The sequence below is a fragment of the Maribrevibacterium harenarium genome (genome assembly GCF_006385675.1).
Lineage (GTDB): Bacteria > Pseudomonadota > Gammaproteobacteria > Pseudomonadales > Marinomonadaceae > Marinomonas > Marinomonas harenarium.
In genome coordinates this window covers 23,549-40,248 of the sequence record NZ_VFRR01000029.1, presented here as the reverse complement: position 1 = coordinate 40,248, position 16,700 = coordinate 23,549, and the positions used below count along the sequence as shown (strand labels likewise).

The window sequence follows — 16,700 nt, the reverse complement described above, 5'->3', positions numbered from 1 at the left end:
CAGTTAGGAGAGAAAGGTTAGAGTAAGCTTGCGTTAGGATTGCAGGTGTTCACGTTCAATCAGAATGACCGTTCAGCTTCACCGGAATACGCATTCCCCTGAATTTAAAGCAGAAGCCCTAAAGCTAGCAGAGAAAGTGGGAGTGGCTGCTGCAGCGAGGCAACTGTCGTTACACGAATCCCAGATCTATGGCTGGCGTAAGGCAGTTAAGAGCGACACCAGCACCAGTCAGCGAGAAAAAGATCTAGCCGCTGAGGTTGCCAAACTCAAAAGACAATTGGCTGAGCAAGCTGAAGAGCTAGATATCGTAAAAAAGGCCGCCACCTACTTCGCGAAAAATCTAAAGTAGATTGCTACGAATTTATGCTCGAACACCTGCTGTGCTTCAATGTTGTTCGTATGGCTAAGGTGTTCGGAGTATCTCGAAGTGGGTTTTATTACTGGATTAAGCATCACCACAAGACCGTCCAGCGCGAGGTAACTCGCCAAGAGCTTGATACCAAGGTCAAGGAGGCGTTTGACAGCAGCAAGGGCAGAGATGGCGCGAGGCGCATTCAAAAAGAACTGGCTGAGAACGGTGATAGTCATAATATTAAAACCATTGCGGCCAGTATGAAGCGTCAGGATTTAACTCCGAAAGCCGCACGCAAGTTCAAGTGTACAACAGACAGCAAGCATAAAATGCCTGTTGCTCCGAACCTGCTGGCTCAGGACTTCAACGCAGCGGCTCCGAATCAAAAGTGGGCGGGTGATATTACCTACGTTGCCACAAGCGAAGGTTGGCTGTACTTGGCGGTAATTATTGATCTTTACTCAAGACAAGTAGTCGGCTGGTCTATGGATACCAGAATGACTGCTACGTTGGTCTGCGATGCGCTATCAATGGCCTTGTTCCGTCGTGGATTCCCTGAGCAAGTAATTGTTCACAGTGACCGAGGCAGCCAGTATTGCTCAAAAGACTATCGAGATCTCATAACCGCTTATAATCTAAGGCAAAGTATGAGTAGAAAAGGAAACTGCTGGGACAACGCTTGTGTTGAGAGCTTCTTCCATTCAATGAAAGTTGAAGCGATCCAATATGAGCCGATCATGACACGACACGAGATGCGCCAAGCGATCTTCGAGTACATAGAGGTTGATTATAATCGGACGAGAAGGCACAGTGCTCTTGGGTATCTAAGCCCAGTTAACTTTGAACAGCAAAATATCGCTTAGTGGAGTGTCCAGTCTGGCTGGAGCAGATCAATACGCTTATAGAACTTGTCGTAGCGCTCCATGAATGCCTGTTTATTAGCTTCATTGGGTTCGAAAATAAAGTTCTTTTCTGCTTCACGAACTGGCAAAAATTCTTGTTTTACCAAGCTTAGGAAGGAGACTTTTTCGATAACTTCTTCGCCTAAGGTCCAAATCTGTCCCTTCAACCCTGAAGTTCCGGTAAAGCCGATATATTGTGTTTTGGTAACCAGCTCTGAAATCGCCTCGGAGTAGCTACCGAGATTGACTTTCAAAGAACCTAACGCGTCGATTGCCTGTTGATTAACCAGAAGCTGGATGTCGCTATCGATTAAGTTAACGTAGTCTGAGGAACTGGCGGAGAATGTTTCTAAGTAAGCTTGGTAGGAATCGTCATTCAGACTGCCAAGCTGTTCATAATGTTCCATCATGGTAATCACCAGATTGGATAGATCATTTTGAACTTTGGTGATGATTTCAAAACGCTCTGAGGCGCTGTTTTGTGCCTTTAGTCCTTGCAATGCCACGACGGTCACGACCACAAAGCCGATCACTGCAGCACCAAGTAGCGTCATAAGTTTTGTTCTGAAACTAAGGTTTGCCAACATAGTTGTACCCACTTCCTGCTGAAGCATCTTGTAAGCTTTAAATTACATAACTTAACTGATGCTATTTTATTTATGTTTTTTGTAACTAGGTGGTTTGTTATTCTATTGCCAATACTTCGCTAAAAGCAACGAGTTAGCGTCGTTGTTCGCGACTTAAAGTGAGTTTAGTTGCTGTTGTTGGAAAAATACAACACCTGTGATGTATGGGTTTTGTAGCCCAGCTCTAAAGCGGTAGATTATTCTCTTGCGATAGCCAAACAGATTCTACTTGATGCCCAATCATGAGAATGAAACCATTTTGGCGCTTGGTAGCGTCCATAGAATAGCTAAACATATATCGGCGTCTTACTTTAGGTTGTCCGCGGTGATAGGTGGGCCGCCATTGAGTACCGGCAACGGTATCGTCTAACAACTGCACGCCATATAACTCGCATTCCTTTTTGGCTGCGGCTTTGGCGATTTCCCGAGCGCGCAAATTCGACCAAAATCCCCAGATCAAGCATCCAAACAAAAGCGCAAAGGCAATATCTGATAACGATAGGTACATGTGACAACCCGCAACATATAAATTGACTCAAGGGTAACTAAGGTGGGCTTGAAAAAATAGAAAAAAATACACGCTTCCCCCAAAGCAGGAGAGAGAAAGAGGAAGCGTGTAGTATGCGAAAAGCGGATTCTCAACAGCCTAATTCAGCAATTTGGTCATTCGGGGCAGCGAATGAGTGGAAGCCAAATTTGAGTCGTGCTGTTAGGCTGGCCAGTCAGAGAATCAGGCTGCCAGGGCGGCATGTTCCGCATAAACTTGAATGACCCATTGTTCAATTCGTTGATCGGTTAAATCAAATTGTTGGTCTTCATCGATGGCGAGACCGACAAATTCTGACTTATCGCTATTGCAGGCGCGGGAGGCTTCAAAGTCATAACCTTCAGTAGACCATGCGCCGACGAATACTGCGCCGGTAGATTTAAGTTGTTCATATAGCCAGCCCATCGCATCGACGAAATAGTCACCGTAGCCAAATTGATCTCCCAAACCGTACAGGGCAACAATTTTGCCACTCAGATTTAGTTGCGTAAGCTCGTGTGCTAGATCTTCCCAATCAGCTTGAATACCACCGAAATCCCAAGTGGGAATGCCAAGGATTAGCGTGTCATAACTCAGCATGGTGGCGATGGGGATATCGACCACATTGTGCATTTCCGCCTCGATACCGAGTTCCGAGAGCTGCATTTGAATTTTCCCTGCTACCATTTCGGTATTGTTGGTATCCGTCCCATAAAAAATGCCTACTTTATTCATTGAGATACGCCTTTGCTTATCAGTGTAGAGTGGTATTGGTGGGATAACTTGGTACCGCGGTGCCACCGTTATTATGAGATGGCCAAGTAAGCTGTAGCTCGTTCAGTAGACGACAAACTAATTGGTACAAAGTTGCCCGTTTAAGGAAATGGTTTTGGTTCTGAATTAACGAGGTTACGAGCTGATTCGCTTCAGCAAGATAAACTCTATCTATGCGGCGCAACGAATTCTGCAGCGTATTTCGGGTGGTATCGAGTGAGCTTTGGCATAGCTCACTCAATGCCTGCCAGCCGATAAATAGCTGCGTAATTATGACTTTGCCATCCTTCGGTAGGTGATATTGACGCTGTTGATCTTGGTAAATTGGTGTCAGCTCAATGGTATTGTCACGATAAATGGTGGCATATAGGCCAGCGGTTACTCGGCACTCCAGATCTACTCCATCCAATAATCTTAGGAATATCTGGCGAAAGGTGATGCCACCTGGAAGTGAGAGCAGGTGGGAGTGGCCAGCGATCGAAGTTTGCCATGGCGTGGTGATCTCGCCACTGCCATTAAATAGTTCGTCACTTGAGATACGCATTTAACGAAACCTTCACTTAATTGAGAATGGTTTCTATTTAAAAGCAAAGTCTGCCTTATTGCAAGTGGTTCTCATTAATGTTTTTTGATTCTAGCTGTTTAAATGAGTCCCGCTGAGCGCAGTAGTAATATCCCTAGACTGATAAAGGCAATAGAAAGAATGGTTGTAAGAGCAATAATATTAGCAGCCAGGCTGGCATTGCCGCCGTATGCTTTTGCCATAACATAGCTGGCTGCTGCGGTCGGTGAGGAAGACATCAGAAACAGCACGCCAAGCTCTTGTCCTCGAAAGCCCAATAGAAATCCAGAACCAGTTACCACAATAGGTGATACTAGAAGTTTGCCAAGCGTAGCAACGAAAGTGGCATTAAGGCTGTGTTTATCAACTTTAAAGTTCAAAGTGGCGCCAGCGCATAGGAGGGCGAGTGGTAAGGTCATTTGTCCTAAATAGCTGCCAGTAGTGAGGATGATGGCCGGTGGTTTTATATCGAGATACGACAACAAATAAGCCAACAGAATAGCAATTATTAAAGGATTCCGAGCGATATTTTTGATGGCTACTAGGGGGCTGGAGTCGCTATTTAAGGAGCGATTTAAGGTGATAACAGACAGTACGTTATATAAAACCGTAACCGCACCCAAATACAAAGAAGCCACCCCAGCCACATCCGGGCCGAAGGCATTAAAACAGAAGGCTAACCCGATAATGCCCATATTCGAACGAAAAGCACCCTGAATAACGATGCCTCGGTCGGTTCTATTGGAAATCAGCTTTGGCGTAAGGAATTCATAGGTAAAATAAAGGGCGATAGTAGCAAGCAACCCCAGCAAGGTTACGGCATAGTGGTCGTGATTGGTCAGATCCACCTTTAGCACACTCATAAAGAGCATGACAGGCAGAGCAACATTGAAAACCAGCCTTGACGCTACATGACTAAAATGCTCATCAATAAGTTGAAAGCGCCTAAGCAATACGCCAAGAACGAGTAATAGAAAGATGGGGGCGGTGACCGTCGTAGCAAATGAAAAAGCCTTGTAAAACTCCATAAACGGTACCGCTCCTTATCAATGTGGAAACACTAGAAATGATTAGTCATTATTCTCGAAGCGATAACCCGCCCCATATACAGAATGGATGACGTTAAGCTCTGGCGCGACAGCGGCGATTTTCTTGCGTAGCTTCTTAATGTGGCTATCGATAGTGCGATCGCTCACAACCCGGCTATCGCTGTAGATGCTCTTCATAATCAGATCACGGCCAAAAACGCGTCCTGGCTCTTTGATCAGCAATTGCAGTAGCTGGAATTCTACCGTTGTCAGATCAATCAGTTCGCCTTTGTAAGTGGCGCGCAAGCGGTCTGCATCTAGTTCAAAGCCTTCTGCGCGAGGCGCTTCCACCTGGTCAAGCTCCACGCGACGTAAATTCGCTTTAACTCGAGCGACGATTTCACGGGGACTAAAGGGTTTACAAACGTAATCATCGGCACCCATTTCAAGACCGATTAGGCGATCAATTTCTTCTGCCTTTGCGGTAACCATGATAATTGGGATAGCTGAAAATTGGCGTACTTGCTTACAAATCTCGACACCATCTAAACCTGGCAACATCAGATCAAGTAGCATCAAATCAACTTGGTTGTGCTTCACGTAATCTACAACAATGTCGCCGCGCTCAAGGTGATGATGTTCATAGCCCGCTTGTTCTAGGTAGGCGGCCATCAGCTCTGCTAATTTTGGTTCGTCTTCGACGATCAGTACCTTACTCATGGTTATAGAGTCCTTATTTTGCAAATAACTAAATCAATGGAAATACGACTTTAATGCCTAATCCGCCGCTAGGGGCAGGATAAGCGTTGATAGTTCCCTGATGGCCATCGACAATATTGGTGCAAATAGCCAACCCTAAACCACGACCACCGGTGGCGCGGTTGCGGGAATTTTCCACCCGAAAGAACTGATCAAAAATTTTGGGTAAATCTTCTTCACTTACACCGGGAGGAGTGTCTTCAAAACAAATCACAGCTTGCTTCTGCTCTTTTGTCAATTTGATCGTCAGTTTTCCCGGAGCATTAGTGTACTTTAGGGTATTGTTCATCAGGTTAGCGAATAACTGATGCAAGCGATCAGTGTCGCCAGTAATTCTTAGTTTCGATTTATGTGGTGCTTGTAACTCTATATCAAGCCCTGCATCCTCAAATTGCCGTTGCATGGCGCTGACGCTTTGTTCCAGTATGTCCAATACTTCCACATCTTCCATCTGGTAATTCAAGTTGCCCACATCGTGCATGGACAGCTGATTCAAGTCGTCGATCAGGCGCGCAATATGTAATGTTTCTTGTTGTAGCGATGCTAGCGAGTCTGGTGTAACTTTAATGATACCGTCCTGCATGGCCTCGATTTCCCCTCGCAATATGGCAACGGGAGTGCGTAGCTCGTGAGCAGTGTCCGCGACCCACTTTTTCCGTGCCTCACGCATGTGCTCAAGGGTTGAAGCTAAGTGGTTGAAATCACGACCGAGATCCGCTAACTCATCGCTACCTTTGATTCTGATACGGGTGTCAAATTTTCCCGCTGAAAGACGTTTCGTACCTTGTCGTATCGTGGATATAGGGCGACTAAGCCACTGGGCGAGTGGCCAAGTTAGCAGTGCTGCGATAGTTAGCATAAAAGCTGAAATTAACAGAAATGCTTCGCCTTGCTGACGCACAAAGCGCAAGGTTTGGTCTTGTACTAGTGCGCGCATGGAGCGTAAGCCTACATAGCCTACGATTTCGCCAGCCACCTCAACTTCGTGAGTTTCAGCGTCAACGAAGGCAACATCGCCGATCAAGGGAGCTTTATCTTCATCAAACAAGAGAAAGCGCTGACGGTAGTACTGTGACGGGTAAATTAGATCTAGGTTAGGAGTACTTGGTGGTGGAATCAGATCCCGCAAATTTTCGAGTTTTGCCCGTTGCCACTCTTCCTCAAGACGGCTTTCTTGAACGAGAAAATACCAATCTTCATAGTATAAGTAGAGGTTAGCGGTGCGATTGGCCATTTGCTCTAAGAAATCGCGATCCCGTTCAGTGGCGTAGGTAACAAAGCCTCGGTCAAAACTCCATTGGAACACCTGCCACATGGAAACAATGAGCAAAATATTACTTAGTACAAATACTGCGAACAGTTTGTGTCGTATCTGCATGCCGCGCCGGTTACCCATGTGTGTGCGTTTGTGCCTTCTGGAGAGTGTTAAAGTCCTAACTATACAATGGGGTAATAAAATACTGCTATCGGTTCAGATGAAAATAATAAGGATGCTGTATTGAGCTTTCAATCTTCATTATTTCGGATTGGGATGCGCTGTTGTGCTAGGTCACGCCATTGATCGCATTCCTTAAACACTCGCTTTTCACAGACCGCGCAAACCTTGGGTGACAGGTGGTGTGCCAGTTTGTCGATGGCGATACCTTTACTTGGGTAGATGTACTCTTCGCCCACCGCGGCAATAACGCCGAACTGTCTCAAGCGATCGAGTTGCCATAGGTAGCGCACAACTAAATGAAGCTGCTGATTGTTACGGGCAAGTTGGTGATGGAGCTTGAGGAGCAGTTCGCCACCTTGCATATCCATACTTGAAATACCGCGACACAGGATGACCCAATGTTGTTTCTCGGGATAGCTTAGTGCTAATTCATTGAACTGTCTTGCCAATGAGTCGATCGAGCCGAAATAGACGGGCCCGTCTAGACGAATGAAATGTACTTGAGGACAGGTCTCTAGCTCGAAATGCTGGATATTGTGGAAGTAGCGCCCTTGTGTGGTTTGCATCGGTGCGAGAACTCGTACATTCGGATTGGCCGTCTGCTTCAGAAATAGGGCGAGACTTAGGCCAACTCCCACCAAAATACCGAACTCTAGGCTTACCAACAAAGTAGTTACTAACGTAGCCGCTGCGATAATTAGCTCAGTGCGACTGGTTTGGCCATAATGAATCAACTCCTTGATGGCGATTAGCCGTATGCCTACCAGGATGATAACGCCAGCCATGGCGGGAATAGGGAGATGTGAAAACAGTGGGGCGATTAGACTTAGAATCGCAACCAAGAACAAGCTGGTGAAAATCACCGCGAGGGGCGTTTGGGCGCCAGCCTCTACGTTCAGTGCACTGCGGGTAAATGATCCGCTACTCATATAGTTTGAAAACAAGCTGCCAACCATGTTGGAAAGCCCTTGGCCAATAAACTCCTGATTGGTATTGATTTCCTGACCTGTTTTTAGCGCAATCGCTTTAGAAATTGAAGCGGCTTCCATTAATCCAATTAGTGCCAGCACGGCAGCCCCGGGTGCAAGATCACGTATATTGCTAAGACTTAATTCAACTGCCGCCAATGGTGGGATAGCGCTACTAAGCTCCCCAACCAAAGGGACCCCGACATCTTGCGCTCCGAGCAGAAAGCCAACCAGGCTGCCGGCGACGAGAGCAATGAGATAGCTTGGTAGGCGTCTAGACAAGCGCTGACAGAGTAAGGCAACAAAAATAGTTGAGCCCGCAATGGCGAGTGAAACCAAATTACTGTCTGGTAAATGGGTTCCTAGATCGTAGACAAATTCTCCAATCTGCTCTGGGCGCGCCAGATCCAGGGTAAGGGCGTGCTTGATCTGACTCAGAATAATTAGCAGCGCAGCTCCGGTTATAAAGCCAACCATCACGGCGTGGGAGACAAAATTAGTGAGATTGCCGAGCTTGGCGAACCCCAGCAAGAGCTGGAAAACCCCGGCTAAGAAGGTGATGCTGATCGCTGCGCTGATGAACTCAGCCGTGCCAGGCTCAAAACTTCCACTCAAGGTAGAAAACAAGAGCGCCGATATTGCTGTGGCTGGACCACACACCATATGCCAACTTGATCCAAACAGCACTGCAATGACGGGAGCCACCATTGCGCTATAAAAGCCATATTCCGGTGGTAGCCCCGCGATAGCGGCAAAGGCAATACCTTGAGGGATAGCCATGGAGGCACAGGTGAGTGCTGCAATGATATCCGCCCCAAGAGTGCGGCGATTAACTTGAGATAACCAAGGTAAGTAATGATGCAGCATAGATTTAGGCTAATTCCCTAGTGAGTGTGAATAGGGGGACTATGACGAAATTATGAATAGAATAAAAATCGATTAATCAAATTATTAAAATAAGTAAAACCTATATGACTAATCTGTATAGGGGGCTCGGACTGGTTAATTTTAGCTTCCCTCTGTTGCTATATCACAGGGGAGTAAACAGGAGTTTGGTTATTTTCGGGCTTAGCGTTAGAATCATGCCTTTGTTTATTATCCGCAAACCGTTATTAGCAAATAAGTAGGAATACGTATGGGCAGAGCCTATCAAAACCGTAAAGAGTCCATGGCAAAAACCTCTGATCAAAAGGCCAAGGTTTACAGCAAATATGGTCGTGAGATTTATGTATGTGCCAAGCGTGGTGGTATCGATCCAAATGGTAACTTGGCCTTACGCAGCTTGATGGATCGTGCCAAGAAGGATCAAGTACCAACTCACGTAATCGATAAAGCTCTTGATAAGGCGAAAGGCGGTGGCGGTGAAGACTTTGATACTGCCCGTTATGAAGGCTTTGGTCCCGGTAACGTGATGGTGATCGTGGACTGTCTGTCCGATAACCCGAACCGTACTTTTGGCGATGTGCGTACCGTGTTTAACAAGGGTAAAGGTAAGATTGGCACTCAAGGTAGTGTTAGTCATATGTTTGACCACTCTGCCATTTTCATGTTTGCTGCCGATGATGAAGAGGCCGTGTTGGAAGCACTAATGATGGCGGATGTTGACGTTACCGACATTGAAATCGAAGAGGGCAAAGCGACCGTATTCGCACCTCACACGGAATATGGTAAAGCTCGTCAAGCCCTAGTCGAAGCCTTCTCTGATATTGATTTTGATGTGGATGAGATCCAGTTCGTTCCTCAGGTTATGCAGGCAATTTCTGGCGAAGAGATCGATATGTTCGAGCGCTTCCTAGATATGATGAACGACCTAGATGATGTGCAAAACGTTTACCACAACGCAGAATACTAACTGAGTAAGCTTAGTCCACTTCTGCGTGGGCTAAGCTAAGTGCAGGAAACCATGGAAAAACCACAGCCACCAGAAGATTGGGAATGTTGCGAAAGTGAGTGTAGTCCCTGCGTGTGGGATACTTACTATGAAGAGCTGCGCCTGTGGCGTGCCCAAAATACTGAGACTACTAGTGAAAGTGCGGCAGCAGAAGGGGATGAGGATGAATGATGTGCCACGCTCCCCTTGTGTGAATGTGTGTTTTTTAAACGACGAAGATATCTGTGTGGGGTGTTACCGCACCGGTCAGGAAATCAGCCATTGGGGACGCATGAGCGATGCCCAAAAACGTGATACCTTGGTCAAAGTGGCTCAGCGTGAAAAAGCGAGCCGTTTTGTTTCTAGTGTGAACGAGTAATCGGCTGTTGCTGTGTAATAACACCAGATAAAAAGTAGAAAGAGATTCATATGATTATTAAACCAAAAATTCGTGGATTTATTTGTACCACGACACACCCGGTGGGTTGTGAAGCCAACGTACGCGAACAGATCGCTTTTACTAAAGCAAAAGGCCAAATTACAAACGGGCCTAAGCGCGTTTTAGTAATCGGCTCCTCTAGTGGTTACGGCCTTTCTTCTCGTATTGCTGCGGCATTTGGTTGTGGTGCAGCCACTATCGGTGTCTTCTTTGAGAAGCCAGGATCCGAGAAAAAAACAGGAACGGCTGGTTGGTACAATGCGGCAGCTTTTGAAAAAGCAGCTCATGAAGAAGGTCTATACGCGAAAAGTATTAATGGTGATGCGTTTTCGAACGAAGCGCGCCAGCAAGTGATCGATCTAATCAAGGCTGATCTCGGTCAGATCGATATGGTGGTGTATTCGTTGGCTTCACCTGTACGCAAGTTGCCAGATACTGGCGAGGTCGTACGCTCCGTGTTGAAACCAATTGGTGAGCCGTACCGTTCAACCGCCATTGATACCAATCGTGATGTGATTATTGATGCGGAAATCGAACCTGCTACCGAGGAAGAGGTTGCTGCCACTGTAACCGTGATGGGTGGTCAAGACTGGGAGTTGTGGATGTCAGCTCTTGCCGAAGCGGGGGTGCTCGCTGAAGGTGCTCGCACAGTAGCGTACTCTTACATTGGTTCCGATATTACTTGGCCGATCTACTGGCACGGCGCTCTAGGTAAGGCAAAAGAGGATTTGGATCGCGCGTCTCAGGCCATTAATGCTGAGCTTGCCAAGCAGGGTGGTGGTGCTAACGTAGCAGTACTGAAGTCCGTTGTCACCCAGGCTTCGTCTGCCATTCCAGTTATGCCCCTTTACCTATCCATGGTGTTCAAAGTCATGCGTGAAAAAGGTCTACATGAAGGTTGTATGGATCAGATATACCGCATGTTTGCTGAGCGTTTATACAACGACTGTCAGCCAGATACATTGGTAGATGATGCGAACCGTTTACGATTAGATGACTGGGAATTGCGCGACGATGTACAGCAAGCTTGTCGCGATCTTTGGCCTCAAATTACCGATGAAAATCTATTTGCTGAGACGGATTATCAGCTTTACAAGGATGAGTTCTTGAAGCTGTTTGGATTTGGTGTGGCTGGTGTCGATTATGAGGCGGATGTAAGTCCTCTGGTAGACTTTGAGCCTATCACTCTGTGATTTGAACAAAGAAAAAGGCGACCCAGTGTCGCCTTTTTTAATGTTGGGCTGTTACACTTTTAGTGGTGTGTCGGTGAGGTCATTATGAAGTTTGTGCTGTTTGGGTTGATTTTCGGGTTGTCGGCAGTTGTGCAAGGGCAAACTGTTGAGGTGCGCCCAGTAGATGTTATCTACGGTGATGAGGTATATCGCGGCGATCATCAGGTCGTGCTTAGCTCCCCTGACGCGGTGGCAATCATTCCGGCGGAAAAAGCCAAGCCGCAAAAACAGCTCAATGTCATTGTGTCCGCTGATCGTACCAAAGCCTCCCGCTTGGATGAGATGGAGCTAGCGTTGCGGGAACAACAAATTTATGACGAAGTGAATCGTCGTACCGAAGAGGCGCCGTTTACCGTGTTGTTTACTGGGCATATTCCCGAGGAAATACAGCAGCGCCGTCTAAGCATGATGCCAGAGGTCGGGATATTTGGTGATCAAGCGGATAAGCTAGAGCAAGATCAAGCCATCTTGCATCCGCCTGAAGAGCAAAAAGCGGATGTGGGTGATTTTAGTGTGATCGAGCCCGGCAACAGGGTAATGGGTACCGCGCCGGAAGATGAAGAAGTGGCTCCCGAAGCTAGTGCGCCACCTTTAAGTGATGAGCAAAAGCTAGAGCAATTAATTGGCGGCTAAGCCTGTATAACTACAAAGTAAAACGGCCCATCTAGGGCCGTTTGTGTATCTAATTTTAGTAATAAGTTGGCGTTACTTTGGTTGTGCGTCCAACGATTGGCCATTAATGGCACTGCTATCCTCACCCATCAGGTAAAGGTAAAGAGGCATGATTTCTTCTGGAGTCTTTAGGGTGCTAGGATCTTCCGCTGGATAAGCGAAAGCGCGCATATTGGTGCGGGTCGCGCCAGGGTTAATGGCATTGACTCGAACCTTAGAAATATTCTCTAGTTCATCGGCCAAAAGTTGCATCATGGCTTCGGTGGCAAATTTAGAGACAGCGTAAGCTCCCCAGTAGGCGCGAGCCTTACGACCAACGCTTGAAGTTGTGAAAATAATAGACGCTTGTGGAGCTGCTAGTAGTAGCGGCATCAAGGCTTGTGTCAGTAGGAATTGGCTAGTGACGTTGACGCGCATGACTTGCTCGAAGGTACTGGGCTCGTAATTGGCAAGCGGTGTGCGCATGCCGAGAATGCTGGCGTTATGAAGCACGCCATCTAAGTGGCCAAATTCCGCTTGCAACGTGTTGGCTAGCTCAATGTAATCATGCTCTGCGGCGCTATCTAGATTTAACGGTACGATGGCGGCTTGTGGGTAGCCTTTTGCTTCAATCTCGTCGTAAACATCTTCTAACTTCTTAGTGGTGCGTCCAACCAAAATGACCGTTGCGCCGTGGGCGGCATAGCTAAGCGCAGCTGCGCGGCCAATGCCATCACCCGCGCCTGTTACGAGAATGATTTTGTCTTTCAGTAGCTCTGTAGGAGCCTGATAATTGTGCATGTTCGACCTGCTATGTGTTTTAAACGTTAGGTTTTTGTGTGTGCATTAGGTAGTTAACTGACACATCGCGCTCGTTAAGTTTGTACACCTTTGTCAGTGGGTTGTAAGTCATTCCTGTCATATGAGTGACTTCTAGTCCAGCTAGACGAGCGTATTCACTCAGCTCAGCAGGTTGGATAAACTTAGCGTAATCGTGAGTTCCTTTCGGAAGCATGTTAAGAACGTATTCCGCTCCAATGATGGCAAACAAGTAGGCCTTTGGGTTGCGGTTGATGGTTGAGAAAAAAACATGACCACCTGGTTTGCAGAGTTTCATGCAGGCTTTTACTACCGAGCTTGGATCTGGGACATGTTCCAGCATCTCAAGGCAGGTAACCACATCGTATTGGCCGGCTTCGCGTTCAGCGATTTCCTCCGCTGTAATGCGCTCGTAGTCGATTTCTAAACCGCTTTCTTGTAGGTGTAGTTTAGCTACGCCGAGTGGGGCTTCCCCCATGTCGATGCCTTTTACTTGAGCGCCATATTGAGCTAATGCCTCCGATAAAATCCCGCCGCCACAGCCAATGTCAATGGCTTTTTTGCCGCTTAACTGCGCACGTTGATTGATGTAGTCAGCGCGCAGTGGATTGATGTCGTGCAATGGTTTAAATTCACTGTTCTTATCCCACCAGCGGCTTGCCAAGGCTTCAAACTTTGCTACTTCGTCAAAGTCCACATTGGTGCGTTCAGTTTGTGACTCGCTCATGTTTGTTCCTGCTATCGATAAAAGAGATACGTTAGATACGCCAAACCACTCTATACGGATGAGGTGCACCGGCAACGTTAAGTCAAAGTTGTCGGCATTATAGCGATTTCCCATGAGACTGACCAACGGGAAAAGGGGGAAATAGTCATGTATCAATATATCGATCCAAGGCGGGCTTGTTGCTGCCTCGGTCAGGGGTGGTTGTCAGCCTAGTGAAAGGCTAGCAAGTCCCTGACTTTTAAACGAAATAAAAGCAGGTCGAACCATGGGTGTTCCGCAAAGGTGTGTGGTATAATGCCGCGCTTATAAAAAATGACAGTTGGGAACTTGTGTGTTCCAAGCATAAGGATCGGTTGTACCTATGGGTGAATTAGCCAAAGAAATTATCCCCGTCAGTATCGAAAATGAGTTGAAAGGCTCCTATTTAGATTACGCCATGAGTGTAATCGTAGGGCGTGCGCTCCCTGACGTTCGCGATGGTCTTAAGCCAGTGCATCGTCGTGTGTTATACGCGATGAATGAGCTTAAGAACGATTGGAATAAACCCTACAAAAAATCGGCACGTATCGTCGGTGACGTAATCGGTAAATATCACCCACATGGTGACTCTGCTGTATACGAAACTATCGTCCGTATGGCGCAGCCGTTCTCGATGCGTTACACCTTGGTTGACGGTCAAGGTAACTTCGGTTCTGTCGATGGTGACAGTGCCGCAGCCATGCGTTATACCGAAATTCGTATGGCGCGAATTTCCCATCATTTGCTGATGGATCTAGAAAAAGAAACCGTAGACTTTGTGCCCAACTATGATGGTACCGAGTTTATGCCGGAAGTCTTGCCTGCCCGTGTGCCTGGTTTGCTAGTCAATGGTTCGGCTGGTATCGCTGTGGGTATGGCAACCAACATACCGCCACACAACCTTACCGAAGTGATCAATGCCTGTGTGGCCTTGATCGACCAGCCAGAGCTTTCCATTGATGAGTTGATGGAATTTGTGCCAGGGCCAGATTTCCCAACGGCAGGCTTTATTAACGGTCGTGCAGGTATTGTTGAAGCCTATAAAACAGGTCGTGGGCGTATTTACATGCGTGCCCGTCATCACGTCGAAGAGCTGGCCAAAGCAGGTCGCCAGGCGATTGTTTTCACTGAAATTCCGTACCAGCTAAACAAAGCGAAAGTGATTGAAAAAATCGCCGAGTTGGTAAAAGAGAAGAAGCTCGATGGTATCAGTGAGCTGCGTGATGAGTCCGACAAAGACGGCATGCGTATCGTGGTAGAGCTGCGTCGCGGTGAAAACCCAGAAGTTGTAGTGAACAATATTTTCGCCCAAACCCAACTACAATCTGTGTTTGGTATCAACATGGTGGCCTTGGTTGATGGGCGCCCAGAGTTATTGAACCTGAAGCAGGTGTTAGAGTGCTTTGTTAAGCACCGTCGTGAAGTGGTTACCCGCCGCACTATCTTCGAACTTCGCAAAGCCCGTGAGCGTGGTCATATCCTCGAGGGTTTGGCCGTGGCGCTGGCGAACATCGACCGTGTGATCGAATTGATTCGCCAATCACCAACCTCCGCTGAAGCGAAAGAAAAACTAATCGCAGAAGCTTGGGAGCCGGGTAACGTGGTTGCCATGTTGGAGCGTGCTGGTGCTGACGCCTGTCGTCCAGATGATCTCGATGCTCAGTATGGCTTTAATGATGGGGTTTATCATCTTTCCCCAGATCAAGCACAAGCGATTCTTGATTTGCGCCTGCATCGTTTGACCGGTTTAGAGCATGAAAAACTGCTTGCTGAATACAAGGCTCTTATCGACCTGATTGCTGAATTGTTGGAAATATTGGCAAACCCCACGCGATTAATGGAAGTAATTCGTGATGAGCTGGTAGATGTTCGTGAACAATTTGGTGATGAGCGTCGTACGGAAATTCTGACTTCCCATCAAGATCTAACAATCGCTGATTTGATTGACGAAGCGCCGATGGTGGTGACGATTTCCGATACGGGTTATGCCAAGACTCAGCCATTGGAAGAGTATAAAGCCCAACGCCGTGGCGGTCGTGGTAAGTCGTCTTCTGCGATAAAAGAAGAAGATCATATTCGCCATCTGCTGGTGACAAGCAGTCACGATACGGTAATGCTGTTCACTAACTTCGGTAAGGTTTACTGGTTACGGGTGTTCGAGATTCCGGTTGCTAGCCGCAGTTCGAAAGGCCGTCCGATTGTAAACTTGATTCCATTAGCAGAAGGTGAGCACGTGTCGGCATTGTTGCCACTTAATGCCGAAATGGAAGACTCCTATATCTTTATGGCGACTGCCAATGGTACGGTGAAGAAGACCTCTGTTGAACAGTTCTCCCGTCCCCGTTCTAGCGGTTTGATTGCTTTATCTTTGGACGAGAATGATGCCCTTGTCGGTGTGGCTCAAACATCGGGCTCGGATCACATCATGCTGGTGTCTAGCTCTGGCAAAACAATCCGTTTTGATGAAAACGATGTGCGTGCCATGGGCCGGACAGCCGCCGGTGTGCGTGGTATCAAATTGAGCGATGATGCTAAAGTGGTATCTTTAATAGTGCCACGTAATGATGCTGATATCCTGATTGCCTGTGAAAACGGCTACGGTAAACGTACTAACACGGCTGAATTCCCAGTCTACGGGCGCGGTGGTCAAGGTGTTATCGGTATTCAGGTTTCTGAGCGTAACGGCCCAGTGGTGGGTGCGACTCAAGTTGAAGAATCCGATGAAATTATTTTGATCACTGATCAGGGTACACTAGTGCGTACGCGTGTTTCTGAAGTCTCTTGTCAAGGACGCAATACCCAAGGTGTGACACTTATACGTCTAACCAATGGTGAGCGCCTAGTGGGTGTTGAGCGTGTGGTTGAGGATGATGACGCGGAAGTGGATGAGGTGGCTGAAGCGAGTGAGCTGCCAAATCAAGCCGACGACGTAACACCAACAGATGCGTTGCCAATTGATGATGAAGCAGAAACGCCGAATCAGGATGACTAATACCAAATGGCGCACCT

Annotated in this window: 17 protein-coding genes; 7 read left to right on the top strand and 10 right to left on the bottom strand. The window is 47.3% G+C overall.

The genetic code is table 11. From position 1 onward, the window contains the following. Positions 1-64 precede the first annotated feature (64 nt). Positions 65-1,215 (top strand): IS3 family transposase gene (locus FJM67_RS13040; RefSeq protein ID WP_140589951.1). Its coding sequence is split into 2 segments (ribosomal slippage): positions 65-308 and positions 308-1,215, totalling 1,152 coding nucleotides; the frame shifts between segments, so codons are not numbered across the junction. Here the strand turns inward: FJM67_RS13040 and FJM67_RS13035 are convergent. The 8 genes from FJM67_RS13035 to FJM67_RS13000 form a co-directional block, all read right to left on the bottom strand. Further along, positions 1,212-1,808: a hypothetical protein gene (locus FJM67_RS13035; protein WP_140589949.1), complete on the bottom strand. Its 597-nt coding sequence runs from the start codon at positions 1,806-1,808 to the stop codon at positions 1,212-1,214. The genes FJM67_RS13040 and FJM67_RS13035 overlap by 4 nt on opposite strands. A 256-nt stretch (positions 1,809-2,064) precedes the next feature. After that, on the bottom strand, positions 2,065-2,388 hold the full coding sequence (locus FJM67_RS13030; protein WP_140589948.1) for a DUF3301 domain-containing protein: 324 nt from the start codon (positions 2,386-2,388) through the stop codon (positions 2,065-2,067). A 222-nt stretch (positions 2,389-2,610) separates the two neighbouring features. Beyond that, positions 2,611-3,141: a flavodoxin gene (locus FJM67_RS13025; RefSeq protein WP_140589946.1), complete on the bottom strand. Its 531-nt coding sequence runs from the start codon at positions 3,139-3,141 to the stop codon at positions 2,611-2,613. Positions 3,142-3,160: 19 nt separating this feature from the next. Then, complete coding sequence (locus FJM67_RS13020; RefSeq protein WP_140589944.1) at positions 3,161-3,724, bottom strand: hypothetical protein; 564 nt, start codon at positions 3,722-3,724, stop codon at positions 3,161-3,163. Positions 3,725-3,822: 98 nt separating this feature from the next. After that, on the bottom strand, positions 3,823-4,770 hold the full coding sequence (locus FJM67_RS13015; RefSeq protein ID WP_140589942.1) for an AEC family transporter: 948 nt from the start codon (positions 4,768-4,770) through the stop codon (positions 3,823-3,825). Between the two features lie 42 nt (positions 4,771-4,812). Continuing rightward, positions 4,813-5,490, bottom strand: coding sequence for a response regulator (locus tag FJM67_RS13010; protein WP_140589940.1), 678 nt, complete (start codon positions 5,488-5,490; stop codon positions 4,813-4,815). A 28-nt stretch (positions 5,491-5,518) separates the two neighbouring features. Next, a complete protein-coding gene (locus FJM67_RS13005) occupies positions 5,519-6,907 on the bottom strand; it encodes an ATP-binding protein (RefSeq protein ID WP_235890060.1) in 1,389 nt (462 codons plus the stop codon). A gap of 128 nt (positions 6,908-7,035) precedes the next feature. Beyond that, positions 7,036-8,802, bottom strand: a complete 1,767-nt coding sequence (locus FJM67_RS13000) for a SulP family inorganic anion transporter (RefSeq protein WP_140589937.1) — start codon at positions 8,800-8,802, stop codon at positions 7,036-7,038. Between the two features lie 268 nt (positions 8,803-9,070). Between FJM67_RS13000 and FJM67_RS12995 the strand changes: the two genes are divergently transcribed. The 5 genes from FJM67_RS12995 (at position 9,071) to FJM67_RS12975 (ending at position 12,109) form a co-directional block, all read left to right on the top strand. After that, complete coding sequence (locus FJM67_RS12995) at positions 9,071-9,787, top strand: YebC/PmpR family DNA-binding transcriptional regulator (protein WP_140589936.1); 717 nt, start codon at positions 9,071-9,073, stop codon at positions 9,785-9,787. A gap of 51 nt (positions 9,788-9,838) precedes the next feature. After that, the gene (locus FJM67_RS12990) at positions 9,839-9,997 is read left to right on the top strand and encodes an oxidoreductase-like domain-containing protein (RefSeq protein WP_140589934.1); all 159 of its coding nucleotides are present in this window, start codon (positions 9,839-9,841) and stop codon (positions 9,995-9,997) included. Beyond that, entirely contained in the window at positions 9,990-10,184 is a 195-nt protein-coding gene (locus FJM67_RS12985; protein ID WP_235890059.1) for a DUF1289 domain-containing protein, read from the top strand. The genes FJM67_RS12990 and FJM67_RS12985 overlap by 8 nt, the downstream gene beginning before the upstream one ends. Before the next feature lie 50 nt (positions 10,185-10,234). Continuing rightward, on the top strand, positions 10,235-11,437 hold the full coding sequence (fabV, locus tag FJM67_RS12980) for an enoyl-ACP reductase FabV (protein WP_140589931.1): 1,203 nt from the start codon (positions 10,235-10,237) through the stop codon (positions 11,435-11,437). A gap of 84 nt (positions 11,438-11,521) precedes the next feature. Next, positions 11,522-12,109 carry a hypothetical protein gene (locus FJM67_RS12975; protein ID WP_140589929.1) on the top strand — a complete coding sequence of 196 codons (588 nt, stop codon included), beginning with the start codon at positions 11,522-11,524 and terminating at the stop codon, positions 12,107-12,109. A gap of 72 nt (positions 12,110-12,181) precedes the next feature. Here FJM67_RS12975 and FJM67_RS12970 read toward each other — a convergent pair whose 3' ends face one another. After that, complete coding sequence (locus tag FJM67_RS12970; protein WP_140589927.1) at positions 12,182-12,928, bottom strand: YciK family oxidoreductase; 747 nt, start codon at positions 12,926-12,928, stop codon at positions 12,182-12,184. A gap of 19 nt (positions 12,929-12,947) precedes the next feature. After that, complete coding sequence (gene ubiG / locus FJM67_RS12965; RefSeq protein WP_140589926.1) at positions 12,948-13,673, bottom strand: bifunctional 2-polyprenyl-6-hydroxyphenol methylase/3-demethylubiquinol 3-O-methyltransferase UbiG; 726 nt, start codon at positions 13,671-13,673, stop codon at positions 12,948-12,950. A 361-nt stretch (positions 13,674-14,034) separates the two neighbouring features. On the opposite strand from ubiG, the gene gyrA reads away from it, so the two are divergent. Then, the gene (gene gyrA, locus FJM67_RS12960; protein ID WP_140589924.1) at positions 14,035-16,683 is read left to right on the top strand and encodes a DNA gyrase subunit A; all 2,649 of its coding nucleotides are present in this window, start codon (positions 14,035-14,037) and stop codon (positions 16,681-16,683) included. Positions 16,684-16,700: the final 17 nt, after the last annotated feature.